The organism is Nocardia sp. NPDC057663, from assembly GCF_042799895.1.
Taxonomy (GTDB): domain Bacteria; phylum Actinomycetota; class Actinomycetes; order Mycobacteriales; family Mycobacteriaceae; genus Nocardia.
On the sequence record NZ_JBHVHX010000028.1, the window covers coordinates 1 to 23,006 of the forward strand.

At 66.0% G+C, this 23,006-nt stretch carries 23 protein-coding genes; 8 read left to right on the forward strand and 15 right to left on the reverse strand.

Annotation, left to right across the window (positions count from 1 at the left end; all coding sequences use genetic code 11):
• The coding region (locus ACFVAV_RS32655; RefSeq protein WP_379039446.1) for an NAD(P)(+) transhydrogenase (Re/Si-specific) subunit beta at window positions 1-461 on the forward strand (461 nt) is incomplete at its 5' end.
• Window positions 462-649: 188 nt separating this feature from the next.
• On the opposite strand, the gene ACFVAV_RS32660 is transcribed toward ACFVAV_RS32655, so the two are convergent.
• From ACFVAV_RS32660 to ACFVAV_RS32700, 9 genes are all read right to left on the reverse strand, one after another.
• Complete coding sequence (locus ACFVAV_RS32660; RefSeq protein ID WP_379039447.1) at window positions 650-1,291, reverse strand: hypothetical protein; 642 nt, start codon at window positions 1,289-1,291, stop codon at window positions 650-652.
• 44 nt (window positions 1,292-1,335) lie between these two features.
• Window positions 1,336-2,274: an MlaD family protein gene (locus tag ACFVAV_RS32665; protein ID WP_379039449.1), complete on the reverse strand. Its 939-nt coding sequence runs from the start codon at window positions 2,272-2,274 to the stop codon at window positions 1,336-1,338.
• Window positions 2,275-2,288: 14 nt separating this feature from the next.
• Complete coding sequence (locus tag ACFVAV_RS32670) at window positions 2,289-3,272, reverse strand: MlaD family protein (protein WP_379039450.1); 984 nt, start codon at window positions 3,270-3,272, stop codon at window positions 2,289-2,291.
• 98 nt (window positions 3,273-3,370) lie between these two features.
• Complete coding sequence (locus ACFVAV_RS32675; RefSeq protein WP_379039451.1) at window positions 3,371-4,474, reverse strand: MlaD family protein; 1,104 nt, start codon at window positions 4,472-4,474, stop codon at window positions 3,371-3,373.
• Complete coding sequence (locus tag ACFVAV_RS32680; protein WP_379039503.1) at window positions 4,474-5,481, reverse strand: MlaD family protein; 1,008 nt, start codon at window positions 5,479-5,481, stop codon at window positions 4,474-4,476. Before ACFVAV_RS32680 ends, ACFVAV_RS32675 begins: the two co-directional genes overlap by 1 nt.
• Window positions 5,478-6,476, reverse strand: a complete 999-nt coding sequence (locus tag ACFVAV_RS32685) for an MlaD family protein (RefSeq protein ID WP_379039452.1) — start codon at window positions 6,474-6,476, stop codon at window positions 5,478-5,480. The genes ACFVAV_RS32680 and ACFVAV_RS32685 overlap by 4 nt, the downstream gene beginning before the upstream one ends.
• Window positions 6,473-7,534, reverse strand: a complete 1,062-nt coding sequence (locus ACFVAV_RS32690; RefSeq protein ID WP_379039453.1) for an MlaD family protein — start codon at window positions 7,532-7,534, stop codon at window positions 6,473-6,475. Before ACFVAV_RS32690 ends, ACFVAV_RS32685 begins: the two co-directional genes overlap by 4 nt.
• Window positions 7,535-7,538: 4 nt before the next feature.
• On the reverse strand, window positions 7,539-8,402 hold the full coding sequence (locus ACFVAV_RS32695; protein ID WP_379039454.1) for an ABC transporter permease: 864 nt from the start codon (window positions 8,400-8,402) through the stop codon (window positions 7,539-7,541).
• Window positions 8,402-9,253, reverse strand: a complete 852-nt coding sequence (locus ACFVAV_RS32700; RefSeq protein WP_379039456.1) for an MlaE family ABC transporter permease — start codon at window positions 9,251-9,253, stop codon at window positions 8,402-8,404. Before ACFVAV_RS32700 ends, ACFVAV_RS32695 begins: the two co-directional genes overlap by 1 nt.
• A gap of 691 nt (window positions 9,254-9,944) precedes the next feature.
• Between ACFVAV_RS32700 and ACFVAV_RS32705 the strand changes: the two genes are divergently transcribed.
• Window positions 9,945-10,367, forward strand: coding sequence for an SRPBCC family protein (locus tag ACFVAV_RS32705; RefSeq protein ID WP_379039457.1), 423 nt, complete (start codon window positions 9,945-9,947; stop codon window positions 10,365-10,367).
• Between the two features lie 165 nt (window positions 10,368-10,532).
• Here the strand turns inward: ACFVAV_RS32705 and ACFVAV_RS32710 are convergent, their stop codons facing one another.
• Genes ACFVAV_RS32710 through ACFVAV_RS32735 form a run of 6 tightly spaced genes read right to left on the reverse strand, consistent with a single transcriptional unit; the run spans window position 10,533 to window position 16,411 of the window.
• The gene (locus ACFVAV_RS32710; RefSeq protein WP_379039458.1) at window positions 10,533-11,384 is read right to left on the reverse strand and encodes an LLM class F420-dependent oxidoreductase; all 852 of its coding nucleotides are present in this window, start codon (window positions 11,382-11,384) and stop codon (window positions 10,533-10,535) included.
• A gap of 31 nt (window positions 11,385-11,415) precedes the next feature.
• Window positions 11,416-12,876 carry an FAD-dependent oxidoreductase gene (locus ACFVAV_RS32715; protein ID WP_379039460.1) on the reverse strand — a complete coding sequence of 487 codons (1,461 nt, stop codon included), beginning with the start codon at window positions 12,874-12,876 and terminating at the stop codon, window positions 11,416-11,418.
• Window positions 12,873-13,259 (reverse strand): carboxymuconolactone decarboxylase family protein, encoded by a 387-nt coding sequence (locus ACFVAV_RS32720; protein ID WP_379039461.1) that lies wholly within the window; start codon window positions 13,257-13,259, stop codon window positions 12,873-12,875. The genes ACFVAV_RS32715 and ACFVAV_RS32720 overlap by 4 nt, the downstream gene beginning before the upstream one ends.
• Window positions 13,256-14,143 carry an NAD(P)-dependent oxidoreductase gene (locus ACFVAV_RS32725; protein WP_379039462.1) on the reverse strand — a complete coding sequence of 296 codons (888 nt, stop codon included), beginning with the start codon at window positions 14,141-14,143 and terminating at the stop codon, window positions 13,256-13,258. The genes ACFVAV_RS32720 and ACFVAV_RS32725 overlap by 4 nt, the downstream gene beginning before the upstream one ends.
• Window positions 14,140-14,889, reverse strand: coding sequence for an SDR family oxidoreductase (locus tag ACFVAV_RS32730; RefSeq protein ID WP_379039463.1), 750 nt, complete (start codon window positions 14,887-14,889; stop codon window positions 14,140-14,142). The genes ACFVAV_RS32725 and ACFVAV_RS32730 overlap by 4 nt, the downstream gene beginning before the upstream one ends.
• Before the next feature lie 52 nt (window positions 14,890-14,941).
• Window positions 14,942-16,411: an aldehyde dehydrogenase gene (locus tag ACFVAV_RS32735; RefSeq protein ID WP_379039464.1), complete on the reverse strand. Its 1,470-nt coding sequence runs from the start codon at window positions 16,409-16,411 to the stop codon at window positions 14,942-14,944.
• A 134-nt stretch (window positions 16,412-16,545) separates the two neighbouring features.
• Here ACFVAV_RS32735 and ACFVAV_RS32740 point away from each other — a divergent pair, with 134 nt between their 5' ends.
• The 6 genes from ACFVAV_RS32740 (at window position 16,546) to ACFVAV_RS32765 (ending at window position 22,933) form a co-directional block, all read left to right on the forward strand.
• The gene (locus tag ACFVAV_RS32740; protein WP_379039465.1) at window positions 16,546-17,145 is read left to right on the forward strand and encodes a TetR/AcrR family transcriptional regulator; all 600 of its coding nucleotides are present in this window, start codon (window positions 16,546-16,548) and stop codon (window positions 17,143-17,145) included.
• A 106-nt stretch (window positions 17,146-17,251) separates the two neighbouring features.
• Complete coding sequence (locus ACFVAV_RS32745; RefSeq protein WP_379039505.1) at window positions 17,252-18,604, forward strand: cytochrome P450; 1,353 nt, start codon at window positions 17,252-17,254, stop codon at window positions 18,602-18,604.
• 47 nt (window positions 18,605-18,651) lie between these two features.
• Window positions 18,652-19,896 (forward strand): cytochrome P450, encoded by a 1,245-nt coding sequence (locus tag ACFVAV_RS32750; protein WP_379039466.1) that lies wholly within the window; start codon window positions 18,652-18,654, stop codon window positions 19,894-19,896.
• 22 nt (window positions 19,897-19,918) lie between these two features.
• Window positions 19,919-21,196 carry a glycosyltransferase family 4 protein gene (locus ACFVAV_RS32755; RefSeq protein ID WP_379039467.1) on the forward strand — a complete coding sequence of 426 codons (1,278 nt, stop codon included), beginning with the start codon at window positions 19,919-19,921 and terminating at the stop codon, window positions 21,194-21,196.
• A complete protein-coding gene (locus ACFVAV_RS32760; RefSeq protein ID WP_379039468.1) occupies window positions 21,190-21,921 on the forward strand; it encodes a class I SAM-dependent methyltransferase in 732 nt (243 codons plus the stop codon). Before ACFVAV_RS32755 ends, ACFVAV_RS32760 begins: the two co-directional genes overlap by 7 nt.
• Window positions 21,908-22,933 (forward strand): prenyltransferase, encoded by a 1,026-nt coding sequence (locus ACFVAV_RS32765; protein WP_379039469.1) that lies wholly within the window; start codon window positions 21,908-21,910, stop codon window positions 22,931-22,933. Before ACFVAV_RS32760 ends, ACFVAV_RS32765 begins: the two co-directional genes overlap by 14 nt.
• Window positions 22,934-23,006: the final 73 nt, after the last annotated feature.

Consider the following 23,006-nt stretch of genomic DNA (forward strand, 5'->3'; position numbering starts at 1 on the left):
CCGGCTACGGTATGGCCGTCGCCCAGGCCCAGCACGCGGTCAAGGAGATGGCTTCCCTGCTCGAGGGCAAGGGTGTCGAGGTCAAGTACGCGATCCACCCGGTCGCCGGTCGTATGCCCGGTCACATGAACGTGCTGCTGGCCGAGGCCGAGGTGTCCTACGACGCCATGAAGGAAATGGACGACATCAACGGCGAATTCGGCCGCACCGATGTGGTTCTGGTGATCGGCGCCAACGACGTCACCAACCCGGCCGCCCGCGACGACAGGACCAGCCCGATCTACGGTATGCCGGTCCTCAACGTCGACCAGGCCCAGAGCGTCATCGTGCTCAAGCGGTCGATGAACTCCGGCTTCGCCGGCATCGACAACCCGCTGTTCTACGCCGACCACACCTCGATGCTGTTCGGTGATGCCAAGAAGTCCGTCGGCGCGGTCACCGAGGAACTGAAGGCACTATAAGAGCTCCATACGCGAGAGGCCCTGCCGTTCTCCAGAACGGCAGGGCCCTCTTCCTGTGCCAGAAGCAGAATCCCTGGTGTGCCGACAGATCGAGATACAGGCATTTTGTGGAACCGACTGTGCCAGAGCAGTACTCGATGACACCAGCTAGGCAGTCCGCTTCGCTGCGCATCCCACCTGCGCGGCCACTACTTTGCCGGCAAAGCGTTCTGCAGACCACCACCGACATCGGTGACCTTCCAGTCCGCGTTGCGATCCAGAGTCAGGGAGTAAGTCACGGTGGTCTGGACACCGGTCGGCGTTTGCGCGCTCGTCGAGGTTATCGTGAGATAGGCGTTCACCTTGTAGATTCCGCCCGCTTCGGAGATTACATCCGCTGACAGCGGCGTCGCTTTGGACGTCCACTGCAACGGCAGAAGAATCTGTTCCAGCTGCGGAGAGGTAGCTTCGAACTTCGCTGCCAGTTCGGGGGTCGTGCCTGCTTGCAGGCGGCCCAGCCATGCTCTGGTGTCGCGATAGTCGATCGTCGAGGCTCCCACCGCGTAGTTCGACGCGACCTCCTCGGCACGTCGGTCGTCGGCGGCCTTCTCATCGCGGGCGGTCAGGTCTGCATCGGCCGATCGGTAGAGCATCGCGAAAACCCCGGTCGACACGAGCATTGCCACGAGCGCGAACGCGGTCACGAGCGTGGTCAGGGACAGCGACACCGTCCGCTCGCCCACACCAGTCAGGCGGAATCCGCGCATCGCCGTCGTCGCGGACTCACGGCCGGTCGATGCGTCACCAACCTCCACCGTAGTGTCGCCGACCTCGTCTATCTGCATTGCCATGTGCTGTCCTTCCGCCGAATCGGTTGGCTACGAGGGTGATCGACTTATTTGGCACCGATTCGAAAATTCAGGGTGCCGTCGGCATCGACGCCGTGCAGCGCCTGATTGATCAATGTGCTGATGTCGAGTGCCGGGGTCCGGTTCATCGCGTCGGTGACGACCGGTTCCAGCACCGGACCCCACTGGGCGGCGGTCGGCCCGATCTGCTCGATGAGCGTGGTCATGTCGAGCAGGAAAGGGACCAGCCCGTCGCCGGTGAAATAGTCCGTGACGGGGCGGCTTTCAGCGAGCGCCGCGCCCGACTCGACAATCCGGTTCAACGTGGTGCCGAAGGCCCCGAACTCGGGTCCGGCCGCGGCCAGCGACGGACCCAGCCATTCGATGTCGCCGCCGAGTGCCTGAATGTCGTCGAACAGTTGCCGAATGATCTGGGTGCGGCTGAGCAGCGTGGCAGCCAACAGCGACGTCGAGCGCTGCAGCGTGGACATCGCCGGCTCGGTTCCGCTCAGCGCGCGGTCGAAGGTGCCGACCAGATTGGCGATCACCGCGGGATCGATCTGTTCGAGGAGCTGCACCAGTTTCGCCGACAACGCGGTAATGGTCATCGGCATCCGAATCCGCTCGGTGGGCACTACCTGTCCGTCCTCGAGGTACGGCGCGGTATCGCTCACCGGCGAGAATTGAATATAGGGCTCACCTAGCGCCGACAGCTGTTCGATCCGAACATCGCTGGCCACCGGGATCCGGTACCGGCTGTCGAGCCGCAGCCGCACGAGGACACCGCTCGACTGTTTGGTCACCGCCTCGGTCCGTCCGACCTGCACGCCGGCCACCAGCACTGGGGCGTGCGCGCCCAAGCCTCCCGAGTCGTCCAGATGCATCTCGACGGTGAGGAAGCTGCGCCGAGGATCGAAGTGCAGCACGCCGAATGCCATGTACCCGACGCCGAATATCAGTACCGCGACGATCGACGAGAGAGACACCGCCGCACGGATATTCATAGCAGGACCCCGATCATTCTCAGGGTATCGACAATGCGGGCGGTCTGAGCTTCCGGCGATATCGCCGCGGGCTGCTGCGGGCCCATCGTGACACTGACCACGTTGATTTTCGGGCCCCGATCGACAAAGGGAATGATCTTGTTCTGGATCAGGTCGACGACCTGTTTCATCGTCGACGGCGAGTCCGCGTCCAGCGGGCGGCTGCCGAAGAGCATGGGCACTACCGCCCGGGTGGTGCCATCGAGGGATTGCAGAATCGGCGCGAGCCAGCTCAGACTGGGCGCGACCGGGCCGAGGGCGGTGAGGACGAAGATGACACCGATCTGGGCGTTGATGGAATCTACCGTGTGCTGGACTCCGTAGGACGTCAGCAGATCGGCGAACACCGGCACGCTGTCGCGCAACCCGTCTCCGGTCGCCGTGAGCCCGTCGAGCACGGCATCCACGGAGCTCAGATTGTCGCCGAGGTCGACCAGGTCGCCGCCGAGTACCTCAGCGATGCGCGCGGTCTCGCGCGGATCATCCGGCATGATCGCGTTCATCTGGGTGACAATGCTCTGAATATCGGTCACCGCGCCGCTGCCGACGAAGGTGGCCAGCCCCGCGAAGATGTCCTCGATCGGCAGCGAGGGAGTGCTCTGTGCCAGGGGAATCGTGGCGCCCGGCGGCATCGGCACCGTCGCCTCCACTGGCACTCGCAACGCGATGTGCACGTCACCCAGTGGCGTCTCCTGCCGTAGCGCAGCGGTTGTCCCCACAGGCAGCTGTACCGACGATCGGATCGCCACGTCGGCGACGACGTACCCTCGTCGGCCCTGTTCGGTCGGCGCAGTCGAGACAGGGTCGACGAGTCCGAGTCCGGTCAGCTGGCCCACCCGGACACCGTCGGCGAACACCTTCGCACCCGGCGGGAGATTGAGTACATCGGCGAATTCGATGTGCAGGTCGTAGGTGGGTCCGTCGACACCGGCACCTGGCACGGTGATCTCCGCCGGCTGAAATCCACAGCCTGTCACGGCGAGAGCCACCGCGAGTACCATCACCGCACCCACGCGGCGACATCGACAGGTGAACAGGGTCATCGCGCACTCACCCCCGCCAGCAGGACCGGCAACGGAGGCAGGGTTACCGCGCCGTTGTCCGAAGTCAGGCATCCCTGTCCAGTGATCGTGTGGATCGCAGCACAGACTGGACCTGAATCTGCCGACGCCAGTTCGAGTTTCGGTGCCGCGTAGCCGAGGGTGGGCTGCCCGGTGACCGGGTCGACGGCCGTCGCGAACCCGGTGGCGATCGCGGGAACCATCCCGATGAGTTCTGTGAGCGAGCCGACTCCGGCCTTCAACAAGTCGGCCAGATTCGATGCCGAATCCAGCGCGCGCAACGCAGGCGACCCGAACATCATGATCACATCATTGATCTGAGGCAGCACCTCGCTGAGCGCGGCGACCAGTTCGATGATCGGCGGGAACGCGATGACGTTGATGTCGTTGAAAGCCTGTGGCAGCCCGGTGACGGTTTCGCGCACCTTCGGCCAGCCGGCGCGGGCCCGCTGGGTCAATTCGGCCACCGCGTCCAGCAACGCGCCGATGTGCCCGATAGCGGCGTCGGGGGCGGCCAGCGCTGCGCTCGCGCTCATGATGAGCGCGTTGATCTGCTCGCCGGAGCCGTCGGTGGCGCGGTCCAGTGCCGCGATCCCGGACCCGAGCGCGTCACGCTGAGCCGGGCTGTCGGCGGCGTTCAGCTGGTCGGTGAGCTGGGCCAGGGCGTCGAAGGTTTCCGACAGACTCTTCGGTGTCAGCGTTTTGGTGATGCACTGACCCGGGTTCCAGCCACCCTCCGCAGGCTCGTCGCCGATCAGCGCCAGCTTCCTGTCCGCGATCAAGGTATCGCTCACGGTGACGGCGCCGACGTCCACTGGCAGCCTGCGGTCCGCTCGCACCGTGAACCGCACTCGCGCATGTGCGCCGACAAGCTGGACATCGGTCACCTCGCCGACCGGTACACCCATCACTGTGACGGCGCTGCCCTGATACAGGCCGATGCTGTCGGGCATATCAGCGCAATAGTCCCGCGTCGGCAGGGTCGGTCTGCTGATCGTCAGCGCCGCCCCCGCAGCGACGACGAGCGAGATGATCACCGCCACCGACATCACCGCCCTGGATCCCAGAAATCGTCGCAGCATCAGCAGGTCCCTCCCGGTACGGGCACACAGATGGCCGCGGCGGACTGGTCGAGGATGATCCCACCGCCGGGTGGCAGGAGTGGCAGCAACTGCTGCCTCATGGTGCGAAGCGCCTCGAGCAGTTCGCCCAGACGGGCCTCGAGCTCCGTCAACGGAGGGATCGCGTCGGCGAGCGGTTGGGCCCGCTCTTTCACACCGTTGTCCCATGCGCGCCCCAGTGGCGCGAGATCTTCCAGTACTACCGCCAGGTCGTTGAGTGCCTGCGCGACCACGACCTTGTGGTTCTGGATGATGTTCACCATCGTGCCCAACGTGGTCAGCAACTTCGCCAGCACCGCGGAGTTCTCCCGCATCGCCGTCAGATACTCGTCGGCCAGTGACAACGTGCGCGAGACCTCGGAGTTCTGCCTTTCCATCATCCCCACCAGGTCCGCCGCGGCGCCCACCACGGCCCGGATGGATTCCGGGCTCTTGGTCAGCGAGGCCGACAGCTGTGCCAGATTCTGTCGCAGCACCTCGCCGTCCATCTGGCGGACCGGCTCGACGGCGTCTTGGAATGCCTGGGTGAGGTTGTAGGGGACGATGACCCGTTCGCGTGGAATGACACTGGACCCGAGTGGCTTCGTTCCGGCCGACTCAACGGCAAGGTAGTAGCCGCCGACAACAGTGAGCATTCGGATGTCGAGCACCGTCTGATCGCCGAGGAACGCGTCATCGCTCGCGGTGAACTCCATCCGCACTCGATCTGGCAGCAGCGTCAGAGACTTCACCTTCCCTACCGGAATTCCCGCGATCCGGACATCGTCGCCGGTCCGGATCGTCCCGGCCTGGGTCAGCTCCGCGCGATAGGTAACTTCCCGAGTCGTCCCGTTCAGGTAGACGACACCGACGGCCGCGACCAGCACGGCCACCGCGCACAGCCCCCCGATGCCCCATCGCAGATCGGTGTTCCTCAGTGGTGTGGCTGCTCGGGTGCGCCGCGCGGATATCCGCGTGCGCAGGTTCATGAGTTGCACAGGACAATCCTCTGGCCGGCGATCAGAACGTGGAGTGGCTCTGGAGCTTGGGCTGCGCCGCGGGCACATACCGCTTGCGGACCGGTCGCCGGCACCGCCGCGGCGATCGACTCGATCAACCCGGGCATCCGCTCGAACACCGCGACAGCGTCGTACGGGTCGGGAAACGCCTGTTTCAACATCGCGTCGAGATCTCGATCCTTGTCACCGGTGAGTCCCAGCACGGTCAGGATGTTGCGCAGCGGCTGTATCACCGGGGGGATCTGCTGGGAGAAATCGACCAGTCCAGGTAGCTTGTCGGCGATGACGGCGAAGAGATCTGTCAGGCTGACCAGTAGTTTCATCGCGTTTCCCGAATCGCCGCCGATGTGGTCGGAGACCTCGGCCAGATTGTCCACCAGGATCGACAGCACCGCCTGCCGGTCGGACGCGTAACGGCTCAGCTTCTCGATCGCGCCGAGCGCGGGGCCCAAACCCGTGCCGTTGCCCTCGACGACGGCGAGCAGACTTGCCGTGAATTGGTTCAGATCCTCGGGTGAGAGTTCCCGCAGCACCGGCTGCAGACCTTTGAACAAGGTCGTGATGTCGAAGGCAGGCACAGTGTGATCGACACCGAAAGTGGTTCCCGCACCGCGTAGTTCGCCGGGCTGAGCGGGCTGCTCGACGTTCAGATAGCGGAACCCGGTGAGATTCTGGTAGCGGACAGCAACTTTGGAGTTGACGAAGAGTGGGCGATCGGACTCGATGGTAAACCGCACCCGGGCCAGACCACCGTCGAGATCGACAGCGAGAACCTTACCGACCTGGACGCCGTAGAGTCGCACGTCATCACCCGGACGCAAGCCGTTGGCGTCGGTGAACATCGCGGTGTGGGTGTCGGTGTCGCCACCGACCGGACGTTTGATCACCGTGAAGATTCCCGCCAAGACCACCGACATCGATACCGCCGCTACCGCGACGCGGATCAGCAGAGCACGGGTTGTCATCGCGGCCCTCCCCCCGCCGGCAACTGACCGACCATTTCCGACAGCGGCGCCGCCAGCCCCGGAACGAGGTCGAGTTCGACGCGAGCGTCGAGCACCGGCCCATTCGGACCATCGCGGAACGCGCGGTCGAGGCGGTCCATCAGTTCGGTCGACTGCGCGGCCGAACCTGCCGGATCGCTGACCGATCTGGAGACTCGGTCGAGCACCATGGTCACGATGGGCAGCAACCCACCGAAGTAAGGTTGCGCGGTTCCGAACAGTGCGGTGACGGCAGGCAGCAACTCGTTCTGGATGCTCGGCCACATGTAGGCGAACTTGTCGAGGTGTTCTTGCTCGGCCAGGTAGCCGTTGTTGTAGCTGGCGTGCAGCACGGTCAGGCCGCCGGTCAGCATGGGTGGCACGCCCGCCAGTGCCCGGCCATAGCGATCGAACAGCACCGATGGTGGTAGCTGCGCGGTCTCGGTGTAGGACCGCGCCGTCGTACCGATCGCCTGCAAAAGAGGAGTGAAAGCGACCAGATCACGGGAGAAGGTGTGCAGTAGCTGGGTGAGCTGCGGAGTCAGCACCTCCTCGGTCAGGTCGCCGGTATAGCTCAGCAGCGAGGCAAGAGTGGCGTCGCGGACTCGATCGGCCTGGCCCGCGGTGAGGTCGACGGTCGAACCGTCCGCCAGGATCGCACCGCCGGCATCCGGATGTAGCTCTAGCGCACTGATGCCGAACAGATTGCCCGGCACATAGTCGATCGACAGTGCGCTGGTCAGGCCGAACAACTCGGATCGTGCCAAACTCAGCTCGATCTGCCGTCGACCTTGCGCCGCGAAATCGATCCCACTGACCGACCCGACCCGGACACCGTCAAGCCGGACATCCGTCCCCGGCCCGATCCCGTCACCGACGTGACCGACGATCAAGACGACGCCGATTTCCTCGGCGGATTCCTCTTCGGGTAACACCCGCCAGACGCCGGCGACTATCAGCGCGAGCGCGAGCGCGCACACCCCCAACAGCCGAGCTTTGAGTGGTCCGACTTCCGATCCAGGCAATCCATATGCGGGCATGCCGTCACCCCGTAAAGGTAATGGGAGATTGAAATCCCCACAGCAGAATTGTCGCGAGCATGTCCAAGGCGATGATCGACACCAGACTCGCACGAATGGCCCGACCAGATCCGATGCCGACTCCTTCGGGACCACCCGTAGCGAAATACCCTTGGTAACAGTGGATCAAGACGACCGCGACAGCGAAGATCATCACTTTGATCGTCGCGGCAACGACATCCCAGGTGAGGATGAACTGATCGAAATAGTGATCATAGGTACCCGAGGGAGTGCCGTGCACAACGGTCACGATGAACGCGCAGGAAGAATAGCTCAGAATCAAGGCGACGACGAACGCCGGTGCGACGGCGATAATGCCCGCGATGACACGGGTTGTCACGACGAAAGGCACAGAGCGGATTCCCAGCGATTCGAGAGCGTCAATTTCCTCCGATATGCGCATCGATCCGATTTCGGCGGTCATGCGGCACCCGGCCTGCGCAGCGAAACCGACCCCTGCCGCGATCGGCGCCAGTTCGCGGGTTACGCCGAAAGCCGAGATCAGTCCGCTGAGTTGCCCGAGTGACAACAGATTCAACGCACTGAACGCCTCGATGCCGATCGAGGCACCCATCGCCGCTCCCATCAGCAACATCAGCGGCACCACACCACCACCGATGATGATCGAGCCACGGCCCCAGGTCATATCGGTGATGACTGCGACGGTCTGGCGCCGGTACCGCACCAGCGTGTACGGCACCGTCGAGATCACTTGCCAGCAGAACCCGATAGTGAATCCGAGCGAATCGATCGGGAGCAGCGGGGGGATCCGGCGCTGTATCCAACCCGTCCAACGAAGCCCAGCCGGGCGATAGGGCGCTGCCGCCATCAGGCCATCCTGACCGGCAGGAACATTGTTACCACCTGGGTGATCGCAGTGTTCAAGACGACAACGGCCGCGATGGACATCACCACGGCGGCATTGACCCCGTCCGCGACACCGCGAGGTCCGCCCGTGGCCTCCAGCCCGCGCTGGCAGGCAATGACGACGACAAGGAATCCGAACAGGGACGCTTTGATCAGCGAGACCCAGACATCGACCGGCGTGGTGAAGGATCCGAACGACTGCCAGTAGCTACCCGGTGTCACATCCATCGCGGTGACCGCGGCCACAAAGCCCGAGGCGATGCCGACGAAGATGATCAGGATGTTGAGCAGCGGCGCGACCAGCATCATCGCAGCGATACGCGGAACAACGAGGCGCTGCACCGGATCGACTCCCATCACGCGCAGCGCGTCTACCTCCTCGCGGACGGTGCGGGCACCCAGATCGGCGGCGATGGCAGCGGCGCCCGCCCCGCCGAGGAGCATCGCCGTGGCCATCGGCGCCCCCTGTTTGATGACGCCGAGCCCCCCAGCCGCACCGATCATCGAATCAGCTCCGAGCTGCGCCACGATATTGCCGACCTGAGCGGAAACGATGACGCCGAACGGGATTGCCATCAGCACGCTGGGAACCGCAGTCACCTTGATGAGAAACCACGCTTGATTCAAGGTCTCGTTGACCTGAAAGCGCACTCGAAGCGCATCGGTAACTCCTACTCCGACAGCCTGCGTACCCATCCGGAGAGCCCGACCCAACGTGGCCAAGCTCGACAGAACTGTGTCGGCGAAGTTCTTGCGAACCAGAGCCGCCGGCGTCGGGAGTGGAAGCTCGCCGTTTTCGGTGTTTGTTGTCATCACACGGCACACAATTCATAGCCGGGTGCTACGAATTCGGCGATCGCGCGGAAGCTAGAAAGGGCAGCATTGCACTTTGTCATGTGATTCTGTCGTCGCTGTTCTACTTCGAGATTTCGGCCGTTGGCGGTGCCGCACACCACCAACCCTGCTTATGACCAACTGGACGGGGACGAATGTCTCGACAGGCACTACGATCACCGGCCGAGCCGAGCGCTGCGGACCCATTTTCAAAGCCACCCTGCCGCTCTCGTGCGCCACGAGGCGACACTACCATATGATGTGGACCACATTCCAGACATGAATCCAGTTTTCTGATCGAACGACTGTCAGGAGCCCGGGCCAGCCGATCGAGCCCGATTGCCGGCACGGTTGCCGAGCACCCCACGCGTCAAGATCCGCAGCACCCAGTGGACATATACAGGAACGGCCGAACCGGCAGTGCAGCCCACCTCAGCCCAGCGCCCAGCCGAGCCAGCCCCGCGGAATCGCCCACGGGCGCCGACAACGCCCGTCGGCACTATGCTGTAACATTGTCCAGACAGATGTCCATCTATCTAGTCGGAGTTCATCGCGGACGATCCGGCACGACGCACCGTCACCGATATCGGTTGGCCAGATCACGCGCGGATTCGTGCGGTACACGCCGCCCAGCACCGAAGGAGTAACCGTGGGGTCACTGGTTATGACCATGGAAGTGCCCGGCACTCCGGAAACCGTCTTCACCACGATCATCCGTCCCAGCAGTTGGGCACACTGGTTCAGCATCCACCGCGCCTTTGTCCACCAGGCCCCCGAGGTGCTCCACGAGGGCGCGAGACTGGTCTCGCGGGTCGTGGTACTCGGGGTGGAGAACGAATTCGAATGGACGGTCGACACATTCGAGGCTCCCCACCGGATCATCTTGCAAGGCACCAGCCGAACCGGCGTTCGTAGCGAGTTCACCTTCTGGATGCGACCGTCGGCAGCCGGCACGACGGTCACCATCGGCGGGGTCTTCACCGGGTCTCACCTGACGACAAGCCTGGCGAAGGAGCTCGAGAACCATGGTCGCGAGGAATTGCGACGCACTTTGGAACAGTTGGCGGCCGCAACGGCGAGCCGGCAGGGCTGACCCGCCACACATCCACGGAGAGCGGTAGCGGACGCCCAGTTCACGGCGAGCAACAACGCCAGATGACAAGCGCGCGGATGTGAGTCGCGATCAGCGGCACCGGGGCCAAGGCACCTGGTGCCGCCGCCGCACACACCCGCCGGACGACCGTGCGGCACCCGCCGCCTACGGCACCACCGCCGCCAGTTTTGCACTGAGCCGGTCGAGGTAGTGCAGAACTTCGTCGGCGGAGCGGTCCGGAACTCCGTAGACGACATCGGTGACGCCCTCGGCGGCCCACCGCGCGAGCTTGTCGGGATCCGGTTTGAAATCCAGCGCGACAACGCGGGGGCGATCAGGCCGACCCGCCTCTGCCCAGATCTTGTGAAGCATCGCGAGCCCGGCGGAGATATCGGTCTCCGTCGGGGTGGTGATCCAGCCATCACCGGTGCGCGCGATCCACCGGAAGGTCTTTTCGGTGCCCGCGGCGCCGATCAGCACCGGGATGTGGGGCTGCACCGGCTTGGGCCAGGCCCAACTGGGACCGAAACTCACGTAGTCGCCCTGGTAGCTCGCTTCCTCCCGAGTCCACAGCTCCCGCATGGCTTCGATGTACTCGCGCAGCACGGTACGCCGCTTGTTCGGCGGAACACCGTGATCGGTGAGTTCGTCGGTGTTCCAGCCGAATCCGGCACCGAGGGTGACGCGTCCGCCGGAGAGATGGTCGAGCGTGGCCAGCGTCTTGGCCAGGGTGATCGGGTCGTGCTCGACCGGCAGGGCGACGGCGGTGGACAGTTCGATGTGCTCGGTCACCGCCGCCGCCATGGCCAGCGATACCCACGGGTCCAGGGTGCGGGTGTAGCGGTCGTCGGGCAGGGAGGCGTCGCCGGTCGAGGGGTGCGCGGCTTCGCGTTTGACCGGTATGTGGGTGTGTTCCGGCACGAAGAACGACCGGAAGCCGCGTTCTTCGGCGGCCTTGGCGGCGGCCGCGGGCGTGATGCCTCGGTCGCTGGTGAATAGTACTAATCCGAATTGCATTGACGCTCTGTCTCTTTCGTTGTCTGCCCGGTCACCCGCGGGCGGCCGAGCGGCCCGCTCGACGCCCGTAGAAGCTGCCGTCACCCAGTGAGGCACCACTTGCGTAGCCGCCGGTACAGATGCCGGCGGTGCACCGGCCTGCGGCGTAGAGGCCCGGGATCGGGGCGCCCGCGGTGTCCAGCACGCGTGCGTCGAGGTCGGTCCGCAGTCCGCCGAGCGGGAAACCGGCGGTGAACCCCCGCATGTCGAAGGCGGCCACCGGGGAACCGATCGGCTTCAGCCATTCGGGCTTCTTGCCCAGCAAGGGGTCCGCCCCGAGTGCGGCGTGCTCGTTGTAGTAGGACACCGACTCCTGTAGCGAGCCCGCGGGCAATCCGATCTCGCTTTCGAGTTCGGCGATCGACTCCGCGACCCAGGTGGGTTGCTGACGGAAGAACGGCGTGGCTGTCACGGTCGCGAGGGCCGCTTCGTGGGCTTGTTCGTCGATGATCAGGAAGGCTTGGTTGTCCTGCTCGATCAGAGTGGCCTGGCCGATGCGACCGGGGTAGGTGTCCTCGGCGATGTATCGCTGTCCCCGGCCGTTGACGACTACACCGCGAGCTAGCATCTGCGGATCACCGAAGAAGGCGACCTCGGTGGCGTCCATGGCCTCCACCTGCGCGCCGAGCTCCTGCGCGACCTGGATGCCGATGCCGTCGTGCTCCTCGATCGCGGCGGCCGGACGGCCGAGCAAGCGCGGGGCGTATTCGGCCACCATCTCCTGGTTGTAGGCGAAACTGCCGGTGGCCAGGACGACCCCGGTGCGCGCGGCGACAGCGAGGTCCTTGCCGTACCGGCGGGCGAGCACGCCGACCACCCGGCCGCCCTCATCGACGATCAGCCGCTGGATCCGGGTGTCGAATTCCACTCGAACACCGAGCTTTTCGGCGGTCTCGACCAGCGGCTTCATCAGCATGTAGCCGCCACCCTTCTCCCCCGTGCGCTTGTTCTGCATCTGCGGAACGTGACCACGCGGCGCGGGCGTGGCGATCGTGTTGAACGGTGCGGCGTTCTCGCCGCCGGAGTACATCAGGCCCTCGTCGTGCGGCGGTTCCCAGCCCGGCTCGCCCCAGAACTCCTCCTTGAACCGGACTCCGCAGTCGACGAGCCAGTGATAGTGATCGACGCTGCCCGCGCAGTAGTCGGCGATCTTGACCGGATCGGCACTCGGCCCGACGGCGGCCAGCAGGAACTTCTCCATGTTCGCCGCGTCGTCGTCGAAGCCGAGCGCCTGCTGCAACGGGGTGCCGCCGCCGAGGTAGACGAAGCCGCCGGCCAAGGCCGCGGCCCCACCCCAGCCGCCGGTGCGTTCCAGGATCAGGACATCGGCGCCGGAGCGCGCCGCTTCGATCGCCGCGCAGACACCGGCGATCCCGTAGCCGGCGATGACGACGTCGGCCTGGGCGTCCCACTCGGAGACCTCGGCTGCCCGGTGAGGCTGTGCGCTGCTCATGACTGCTTGCGGTGATGCTGGGCCACCACAGTGCCGACGGCGTTGTCGAGCTTCATGCCCGGCGCCCAGCCGATGTAATGGCTCAGGAACACCGCGATCTCGCGCAACTGCGCTTCGTCGAGTTCGTCGTTGCGCAGTGCCGCGCCCAGCTGGATCTCGGCGACATCGAAAAGCCCTTGGGCACTGAGCGCCCCGAGCAACAGCAGCCGCCGGTCACGGATCGTCAGTCCCGGCCGCGACCAGATCTCGGCGAACAGGTGGTCGGCGGTGATAGCGAAGAGGTCACCGGGGCCGTCGGCGAAATCCCAGCCGTATACCTCGCTCATTTTCGCCAGTCCCCGTTGCCGGAGGCTGTCGCTGTCCGGCTGTCCATTGGTGGTCATGCGGTCTCCTTGCCTAGCAGCTGTTTTCCGACGCCGAGCCCGTCGGCCAACCGCGTGGCGGCCAGCTGGGCCAGCGGGAGGGGCACGTCGAGTCGCTCGCCCAGTTCCACCGCCAGCGCGAGATCCTTCTCGCCGAGGTCGCGGACGTGGCCGAGAATGGGGAACCAGAAGTCGTCGGGGTCGACCGCGCGGGTGGTCTCGCGCAGCATGATCGAGCCCGGCCCGCCGGTGATCGCGTCCGAATGACGCACCACCTTGCCCAGGTCGGCGATGTTCAATCCGGCACTCTCGGCCAGTCGCTGAGCCTCGGTGGCGGCGGTGAACGCGACGAAGTGCAGCAGGTTGCGGGCCAGTTTCATGCGCGTGCCCGCACCGACCGGTCCGGCATGCACGATCAGGTCCGAGAAGCAGCCGAACGGTGCCCGGATGCTGTCCACCGCGGCGTCGCTGCCCCCGACCATGACGGCCAGGCTGCCGCGCTTGGCCGCACCCGCACCGCCGCTGACCGGCGCGTCGACGAATTCCACCCCGCGCTCAGCGCAGACCGCGGCGAGCTGCTCCGCGGTCTGGTCGCTGATCGTCGAGTGCACGGCGATGACGGTGCCCGCCACGGCGGTGCTCAGCAGGCCGGCCGGCCCGGTGACGACATCGATGACCTGCGCGTCGTCGAGGACGGTCACACAGATCACCCGTGCCGCCGCCGCCAGCGCAGCGGGGTCGGCGGCCGAGGCCGCGCCCTGCTCGGTGAACGGCTGCGTCGCCGCGGGACGCACATCGCAGACCGTGAGCCCGCCCGGCCAGGCCAGCAGCCGCTTCGCCATCGGGGCGCCCATATTGCCCAGCCCGATGAATCCCACCGGGAGATGGCCGGATTCGGTCGTCATCGGATGATCTGCCCGCCGTCGACATTGAGGATCTGGCCGGTGACCCAGCTCGCGTCGTCGGACAGCAGATACAGGCACGCGCCGACGAGATCCTGCGGGGTGCCCATCCGCTTGATCGGGATGCGCGAGACCATGTCCTTGACCATGTTTCCGGGCGTGACGGTCTGGGTGGCCTCGGTGTCGATCGGTCCGGGCGCGATGGCGTTCACCCGGATCTTCGAGCCGCCGAGCTCGGTCGCCAGCTGCTGGGTGAGACCGTTGATCCCGACCTTGGCAAGCCCGTAGAACCCGGAGTACAGCCAGGCGGCCGTGGAGGATTGGTTGACGATGGACCCGCCACCGGCCGCGGTCATCGGCTGCCAGACCGCACGGGTCACATTGAGCGCGCCGTCGAGGTTCACGCCCATGAACTTCTTGTAGTAGTCCCACGGGACGGTGAGCAGCAGGTCCAGCTTCATCTCGCCGTAGATGGCGGCGTTGTTGACCAGGTGGTTGACGGCCCCGAACTCAGCGACGGTGAATTCCGCGAGCGCGGTGGCGGATTCGGGATCGGACACATCGACCCGGTGGAAGACCGCGGTGCCGCCGTCGGCGGTGATCTGCTTGGCGACCTCCTCGCCGCGCTCGACATTGAGATCGGCGACGACGACGTTGGCGCCCTCGGCGCCGAGCGCTCTGGCGTATTCCGCGCCGATGCCCTGGGCCGCGCCGGTGACGATCGCGGTCCGACCAGTGAAACGTGCCATGGTGTTCAGCTCCTCATGCTGGGGTGACAGTGAATTCGGACGGGTGTGGAATTCAGGCGGGGGTGGCGACCACTTTGGTTTCGAGGTATTCCTCGAAACCCGCGACACCCATCTCCCGGCCGATGCCGGATTGCTTGTAGCCGCCGAAAGGCGCGTCGGGGTGGTACCAGAGCCCGCCGTTCACGCTCAGCGTCCCGGTGCGCACGCCCGCGACCACCCGCTCGACGCGGTCGGGATCGGTGCCCCACACCGCACCGGACAGGCCATAGGGTGAATCGTTGGCCAGCCGGATCGCGTCGGCGTCACCGTCGTGCGCGATGACCACGAGCACCGGGCCGAAGATCTCCTCCTGGGCGACGGTGGCGGTGTTGTCGAGTCCGGCGATGAGCGTCGGCTCGATGAAGAAGCCGTGGTCCTTGTCCGCCGGCCTGCCGCCGCCGACCACGATGCGCCCCCCTTCGGCGCGCGCGATGTCGAGATAGCGCTCCACCCGGTCGCGCTGCCGAGCCGAGATCACCGGCCCGCACACGGTTCCCGGGCTCGTCGGATCACCGGCCCGCAGGCCCGACAGCGCTTTGGCCGCGGCGTCCACGGCTGCGTCGTAGGCGGCACGAGGCACCAGCAAGCGGGTGGTCAGCGCGCAGCCCTGGCCGGCGTGCACCGCGACCGAGAAGGCCGTGTAGCTCGCCGCCGTGGCGATATCCGCATCGTCGAGCACGATGGCGGCCGATTTTCCCCCCAGTTCGAGGAAGGTTCGTTTGAGGGTGGCCGATGCGCCCGCCATCACCGATCGGCCGGTCTGGGTCGATCCGGTGAAGCTGATCATGTCCACCCGCGGATCCTCGACCAGCCGGGCGCCCAGGGTGTGATCGTCAGAGGTGACGATATTGATCACGCCGGCGGGAAAGTCGGTGTGCTCGGCGATGAGGGGGCCCAGCACCGCCGCGCACCAGGGCGTGTCCGGAGCAGGTTTGAGCACCACCGTGTTTCCGGCGGCGAGCGCGGGGCCGATCTTCGCCAGGTTGATCTGGTGCGGGAAGTTCCACGGCGTGATGGCGCCGACGACGCCGACCGCTTCCCGCCGGACCACGCGCCTGCTCGAGATTCCCATCTGCTCGGCGACCCCGAGATCGGTCTGCCACACATAGTTTTCGGCGAGATCGGCGGAGAACGACAGGTCCGCGATGGGACCTTCCAGCTGCGGGCCGCTGGTGAGCATGACGGGCGCGCCCACCTCGGCGACGGTGATCGCGCGCAGTTCCTCGATGTTGTCGCGCAGGACATCGCGCAGTTGACGCAGGCAGTGCGCGCGCAGCGCGGGATCGCGAGACCAGTCGGTCTCGTCGAAGGCGGTCCGCGCCGCACCGATGGCGGCGTCCATGTCGTCGATGGAGGCGTTAGCGGCGTGCCCGAGGACTTCCTCGGTCGCGGGATTGATCGTCGCGAACACGCCCGCCCCGCCGGGGACGAGCTTTCCGCCGATCAGCAGCGGCGTGCCATCGGGAGGAACGAGGCCGGTCATAGGGTCTCCGATACATGTCTGGACAAGTGTTCGGACCATAGTTCATATCTACTGCTGGATGCAAGGCTGTGACGAGATGGCGACGCTGGGCCGGTAATTGCACTGGACTATTATTGATGATACCGTCCAGACACATGTCCGAACTCGCATCTACCGGTATCGAAGCAACTCGGCGGCGGCTCACCGAAAAGCAGGCCGACACCGTCGACCGGCTGACCACCGCGACGGTCGAGGTCCTGGCCCGCGAGGGCTATTCCGGGACGACGGTCCGGCTGATCGCCGCCGCCGCGGGCGTCGGTACCGCCACCGCCTACACCTATTTCTCCTCCAAGGAGCACCTCATCTCGGAGGTGTTCTGGCGGCGCCTGATCGCCAGCCCATCCGTGGAGTCGAGCGATCCGGATCCGACCACCCGCGTCGTCACCGTCCTTCGCCAGGTGTCGATGCTGGTGGCCGACGAACCATCCCTGGCCAGCGCCGTCGGGAACGCCCTGCTGGGCGACGATCCCGACGTGGGACACCTGCGGGTTCGCATCGGCTGGGAGATCCGCGGCCGGCTCGCCGCCGCGCTCGGCGTCGACGCCAAGGACACCGAGCGCGTCTCGATGCTCGAACTGCTCTACTCGGGGGCCCTGCTGCAAGCCGGCATGGGACTGCTGTCCTACACGGAGGTGGCCGAACTGCTGGAGGCCTCCGCGCGGCGCCTGCTCGCCGAGCCGGGCACCGTGAACTGAACGTCACCGACGGGCCATGGGGGCCTTGTCGAACCATCACAACCATAGTACCGTCCAGACACATGTCCATCACATGTCTGGGCAGGTCTCTCGGGAAGGATTGTCAATGACGCTGGTCAAGCCGCAGCGAGTGTCCGGAGGCGAGGACGAGCACGGGCACCTCGAGGAATTCCGCACCGATCCCATCGCGCTCATGCAGCGGGTGCGCGCCGAATGCGGCGATGTCGGAACATTCGAGCTCGCCGGACGTGACGTCATCCTCCTTTCCGGCGCCGAGGCCAACGAGTTCTTCTTCCGCGCCAGCGACGAAGACCTCGACCAGGGTGCGGCCTACCCGTTCATGAAGCCGATCTTCGGCGAAGGCGTCGTCTTCGACGCGCCGCCCGAGCGCCGCAAAGAGATGCTGCACAATCAGGCGCTGCGCGCGGATCACATGCGCGGGCACGCCGTCACCATCGCCCGCGAAGTGGACGCCATGCTCGCCCAGTGGGACGACGAGGGCGAGATCGACCTGCTCGAGTTCTTCGCCGAGCTGACCATCTACACCTCCTCGTCCTGCCTGATCGGGGTGAAGTTCCGCAACCAGCTCGATGGCCGCTTCGCACACCTGTACCACGAACTCGAACAGGGCACCGACGCCCTGGCCTACGTCGATCCCTACGCGCCGATCGACAGCTTCCGCCGCCGCGACGAGGCCCGGGTCAAGCTCGTCGAGCTCGTACAGGCGATCATGGACCAGCGCGAAGCGAACCCGCCCACCGGCAAGGACGACAGGGACATGCTCGACGTCCTCATCTCGGTGAAGGACGAGGACGGTACCGCGAGGTTCTCCGCCAGCGAGATCACCGGCATCTTCATCTCCATGATGTTCGCCGGCCATCACACGACCTCGGGCACCGCAGCCTGGACGATCATCGAGCTGCTGCGCAACCCGCAGATACTCACGACGGTCGTCACCGAACTCGACGAGTTGTACGCCGACGGCTCGGAGGTCAGCCACAATGCGCTGCGCCAGATCCCGAACCTGGAATCGGCCCTCAAAGAGGCACTGCGCCTGCATCCTCCGTTGATCGTGCTGATGCGCATCGCCCGCGACGAGTTCGAGGTGTGCGGCCAGCGGATCGCGCCGGGCGACATGGTGGCCGCCACGCCGGCGATCTCCAACCGGATTCCCGAGGACTTCCCGAACCCCGACACCTTCGATCCGAGCCGCTACCTCGATCCGCGACAGGAAGACGTCGTCAATCGCTGGACGTGGATCCCCTTCGGCGCGGGCCGTCATCGCTGTGTCGGCGCACCGTTCGCGCTCATGCAGCTCAAGGCGATCTTCTCGATTCTGCTGCGGGATTGGGAGTTCGAGCTGGCCCAGCCGTCGGACACCTACCGCAATGACCATTCAAAAATGGTGGTCCAGCTGCAACAGCCCTGCCGCGTCCGCTACCGCCGTCGGCAGCGGTGACCCGCGCACCCCGGTCCACCACGCCGTCGGCCTTTCAGGAGGAAGCTGTGCCAGCGCCGTCCATCCCCGCCGGATTCGACTTCACCGATCCGGCACTGTGGGAAACCCGAAACCCTGTCCAGGAATTCGCCGAGCTGCGCCGCAATGCTCCGGTGTGGTGGAACCACCAGCCCGACGATAAGTCCGGCGGCTTCAAAGACGGCGGCTACTGGGTGGTCTCCAAACACGAACACATCAAAGAGATCTCCCGGAAACCGGAGCTGTTCTCCTCCCAGGCCAAGGGCTCGGTCATCCGCCTACCCGGCCAGATCACGATCGACCAGCTCGAACTCACCAGCGCACTGCTGCTCAACATGGATCCGCCGAAGCACACGAAGATCCGCCGCATCATTTCCAAGGGCTTCAGTCCGCGCGCGGTGGAGGGGTTGCGCGCCGCCCTGGCCGCGCGAGCGAAGGCCATCGTGGCCTCCGCCAAGGTGGAAGGCACCGGCGATTTCGTCGAGCAAGTCGCGTGCGAGCTGCCACTGCAGGCCATCGCCGAATTGATCGGTGTCCCCCAGGAAGACCGCCGCAAGCTGTTCGACTGGTCCAACCAGATGCTCAACTACGACGATCCGGAATACGGCGACACCGCCACGACCACCGTCAGTGACAACGCCTCGATCGAGCTGCTCGGCTACGCCTGGAACATGGCCGAGCAACGTCGTGCCGATCCGCTCGACGATATCGTCAGCCGACTCGTGCACGCCGACCTCGACGGCGAAGCCCTCGGCTCCGACGAGTTCGGCTTCTTCGTGATCCTGCTCGCCGTGGCCGGTAACGAAACCACCCGCAATGCCATCACTCACGGCATGAAGGCCTTCGTCGACAACCCCGACCAGTGGGAACTGTTCAAGCAACAGCGCCCGCGCACCGCGGCCGACGAGATCATCCGGTGGGCGACCCCGGTGACCGTCTTCCAGCGCACCGCCACCGCCGACACCGAACTCGGCGGTCAGCTCATCCGCGCGGGCCAGCGCGTCGGCTTGTTCTACAGCTCGGCCAATTTCGACGAAGAGGCCTTCGAGGATCCGTTCCGATTCGATATCCTGCGCGATCCCAACCCCCATCTGGCCTTCGGCGGCACGGGCGCGCACTACTGTGTCGGTGCCAACCTGGCACGGCTGGAGATCGATCTGATGTTCAATGCCATCGCCGACGCGATGCCGAACCTGTCGCAGGTATCGGCACCGGAACGGCTGCGCAACGGCTGGATCAACGGCATCAAGCATTGGCACGTGCGCTACGAGTAGCACCCGAACGACAGGCGAGAACATGCGCATAGCCCTGCTGTCCTACCGCAGCAAGACCCACTGCGGCGGTCAAGGGGTCTACGTCCGGTATCTGAGCCAGGGCTTGGCCGAGCTCGGCCATCAGGTCGAAGTCTTCTCCGGCCAGCCCTATCCGGAACACCTCGATCCGCGCGTGCGGCTCACCGAGGTACCCAGCCTGGATCTGTACCGTGACGACGATCCGTTCCGCACTCCGCACCCGCGCGAGATCCGCGACCGGATCGACCTGCTCGAACTCGCCACCATGTGGACCGCCGGGTTCCCCGAGCCGCGCACGTTCAGCAGGCGCGCCGCGCGGCTGCTGCGCTCGCGCGCCCACGAGTTCGACATCGTGCACGACAATCAATGCCTCGGTGACGGCTTGCTCGACATCGCCGAACTGGTGCCGCTGGTGGCGACGATCCACCATCCCATCACCCGGGACCGGGCGGTGGACCTGGCCGCGGCACCGTGGCGACGCAAACCGCTGGTGCGGCGCTGGTACGGATTCCTCGGGATGCAGCAACGGGTAGCCCGCGCGATTCCCGATCTGATCACGGTCTCCACGTCCTCGGCGGCCGATATCGCCGCGGACTTCGGGGTGTCGCCGCGGCAGCTGCACACAGTGCCTCTCGGTGTGGACACCGACCTGTTCCGGCCTCGCGACACCGGCCGGGTACCCGGGCGGATCGTCGCGGTAGCGAGCGCAGACAAGCCGCTCAAAGGTATCGCGCACCTGTTGAAAGCTCTTGCGCGGCTGCGTCATACGCAGGATCTGGAGCTGCGGCTGGTGGCGAAACTGGAGCCGAACGGACCGACCGAGAAACTCATCGCCGAGCTCGGCCTCGCCGACGTGGTCACCACGGTGAGCGGACTGAGCGACGAACAGTTGGCCGAGTTGCTCGCTTCGGCACAGATCGCCTGTATCCCTTCCCTGTACGAAGGGTTCTCGCTGCCCGCAGTCGAGGCCATGGCCAGTGGAACCCCGCTGGTCGCCAGCCGGGCCGGAGCGCTGCCCGAAGTGGTCGGCGACTGCGCCGAACTCGTCGAGCCCGGCGATGTCGACGCGCTGACCAGCCGGCTCGGTGCACTGCTGGGCGATCCGGGCCGGTTACGGCATCTGGAGCGCGCGGGCCGCCGCCGCGCCCTCGATGTCTACAGCTGGGGCGCGGTCGGCGCACAGACCGTCGCGGTCTACGAACAGGCGATCGAGCGACACCACCAGGTCGACGCCCCATCGATTCATCCCTCCACCTCGAACAGCCAGGAGCGCACATGCTGACCGTCGACTTCGATCGGCTGGGCGTCGGCCCGGGGACACGCGTCATCGATGTCGGCTGCGGGGCCGGCCGGCATTCCTTCGAGGCCTACCGGCGCGGCGCGGATGTGGTGGCCTTCGACCAGAATTCCGAGGATCTGGCCGGGGTCGAGCTCATGTTCGAGGCGATGGCCGAGGCCTGCGAGGCACCGGAATACGCGAAGGCCGAGACGGTGCGCGGCGACGCCCTCGAGCTGCCCTACGGCGACGGGGAATTCGATGTCGTCATCGCCTCGGAGATCCTCGAACACATCCCGCACGACAGTCAGGCCATCGCCGAGCTGGTCCGGGTGGTGAAGCCCGGCGGCACCCTGGCTGTGACGGTGCCACGCTGGTTGCCCGAGCGGATCTGCTGGGCCCTGTCGGATGAGTACCACGCCAACGAGGGCGGCCATGTGCGCATCTACCAGGCCGACGAGTTGCGCGACAAGATCACCGCGCGCGGCGTGCGGTTTGTGCGCCAGGACTTCGCCCACGCCCTGCACTCCCCTTTCTGGTGGCTCAAGTGCACGTTCGGGGTCGCCAACGACAAGCACCCGGTGGTGGCCGCCTATCACCGGTTCCTGGTGTGGGACATGATGTCCGCGCCCACGCTGACCCGGACCGCCGAAACCCTGCTCAATCCGCTGATCGGCAAGAGCGTGGCACTCTACTTCACGAAACCGGTTGTGGCCCATGGCCTTTCCTGAGCTGCCGGCGGTTCCCGGGGTCCTGACCAGCCGGGATATCCGCCGGACCGGCGAATCCATCGCCGCCGCACAGGAACCCGACGGTGCGCTGCCGTGGTTCACCGGCGGCCATACCGACCCCTGGGACCACGTCGAATCCGCCATGGGCCTCACGGTCGCGGGCTTGTGGGACCAAGCGCGCGACGCCTACATCTGGTCGGCCAAGACCCAGCGCGACGATGGCTCCTGGCCCATGCAGATCCGCCAGGGCGTGATCGAGAACGCCGATGCCGACACGAACTTCTGTGCCTACCTGGCCACCGGGATGCTGCATTTCCTGACCGTCACCGGTGATCGCGGCTTCGTCGCCGACCTGTGGCCGACCGTGCGCGCCGGCATCGATTTCGTCCTCGACCTGCAACGGGGTGCGCACGGCGAAATCCACTGGTCGGCCGGTGAATCCGGTAGCTCGGGCGAAGCCCTGCTCACCGGCTGCTCCAGCATCTACCACAGCCTCGGCTGTGCGCTCGAGCTCGCCGACCGGGTCGGCGATCCCCGGCCCGACTGGGCGAGCGCGCGCCGCAGGCTCGGCGGCGCGCTGCGCGATCACCCGGAAGCCTTCCTGGACAAGAGCAGATACTCCATGGACTGGTACTACCCGATCCTGGCGGGGGCGCTGCGCGGCAGGGCGGCACACGCGCACCTCGAGCGGCACTGGGGCGAATTCGTCGTGCCCGATCTCGGCATCCGCTGCGTCTCCGATGCCCCGTGGGTCACCGGCGCCGAGACCTGCGAGCTGGTCCTGGCGCTGGACGCCAACGGCAACGACGCCGCGGCCAACGCCCTGTTCACCGCTATCCAGCACCTGCGGGAATCGGACGGATCCTATTGGACCGGTCTGGTTTTCACCGACGGGAAACGCTGGCCCGAAGAACGGACGACCTGGACCGCGGCGGCCGTCATCCTGGCCGCGGACGCCCTGTCGCGCACCACCCCGGGCAACGGCATTTTCCGCGACGCGCTCCCCTCCTGAACCGCGTCAGCACACCACCGCCGGGCGGCGAGCGCGACCACGAGAGTGCACGGCGCCCCGCCGGGCGGGGGGA

Coding starts and splice junctions, on each gene's coding strand:
- ACFVAV_RS32660 (WP_379039447.1), bottom strand. CDS start 1,291: ATGGCAATGCAGATAGACGAGGTCGGCGACACTACGGTGGAGGTTGGT.
- ACFVAV_RS32675 (WP_379039451.1), bottom strand. CDS start 4,474: ATGCTGCGACGATTTCTGGGATCCAGGGCGGTGATGTCGGTGGCGGTG.
- ACFVAV_RS32680 (WP_379039503.1), bottom strand. CDS start 5,481: ATGAACCTGCGCACGCGGATATCCGCGCGGCGCACCCGAGCAGCCACA.
- ACFVAV_RS32685 (WP_379039452.1), bottom strand. CDS start 6,476: ATGACAACCCGTGCTCTGCTGATCCGCGTCGCGGTAGCGGCGGTATCG.
- ACFVAV_RS32690 (WP_379039453.1), bottom strand. CDS start 7,534: ATGCCCGCATATGGATTGCCTGGATCGGAAGTCGGACCACTCAAAGCT.
- ACFVAV_RS32695 (WP_379039454.1), bottom strand. CDS start 8,402: ATGGCGGCAGCGCCCTATCGCCCGGCTGGGCTTCGTTGGACGGGTTGG.
- ACFVAV_RS32700 (WP_379039456.1), bottom strand. CDS start 9,253: ATGACAACAAACACCGAAAACGGCGAGCTTCCACTCCCGACGCCGGCG.
- ACFVAV_RS32705 (WP_379039457.1), top strand. CDS start 9,945: ATGGAAGTGCCCGGCACTCCGGAAACCGTCTTCACCACGATCATCCGT.
- ACFVAV_RS32710 (WP_379039458.1), bottom strand. CDS start 11,384: ATGCAATTCGGATTAGTACTATTCACCAGCGACCGAGGCATCACGCCC.
- ACFVAV_RS32715 (WP_379039460.1), bottom strand. CDS start 12,876: ATGAGCAGCGCACAGCCTCACCGGGCAGCCGAGGTCTCCGAGTGGGAC.
- ACFVAV_RS32720 (WP_379039461.1), bottom strand. CDS start 13,259: ATGACCACCAATGGACAGCCGGACAGCGACAGCCTCCGGCAACGGGGA.
- ACFVAV_RS32725 (WP_379039462.1), bottom strand. CDS start 14,143: ATGACGACCGAATCCGGCCATCTCCCGGTGGGATTCATCGGGCTGGGC.
- ACFVAV_RS32730 (WP_379039463.1), bottom strand. CDS start 14,889: ATGGCACGTTTCACTGGTCGGACCGCGATCGTCACCGGCGCGGCCCAG.
- ACFVAV_RS32735 (WP_379039464.1), bottom strand. CDS start 16,411: ATGACCGGCCTCGTTCCTCCCGATGGCACGCCGCTGCTGATCGGCGGA.
- ACFVAV_RS32740 (WP_379039465.1), top strand. CDS start 16,546: ATGTCCGAACTCGCATCTACCGGTATCGAAGCAACTCGGCGGCGGCTC.
- ACFVAV_RS32745 (WP_379039505.1), top strand. CDS start 17,252: ATGACGCTGGTCAAGCCGCAGCGAGTGTCCGGAGGCGAGGACGAGCAC.
- ACFVAV_RS32755 (WP_379039467.1), top strand. CDS start 19,919: ATGCGCATAGCCCTGCTGTCCTACCGCAGCAAGACCCACTGCGGCGGT.
- ACFVAV_RS32760 (WP_379039468.1), top strand. CDS start 21,190: ATGCTGACCGTCGACTTCGATCGGCTGGGCGTCGGCCCGGGGACACGC.
- ACFVAV_RS32765 (WP_379039469.1), top strand. CDS start 21,908: ATGGCCTTTCCTGAGCTGCCGGCGGTTCCCGGGGTCCTGACCAGCCGG.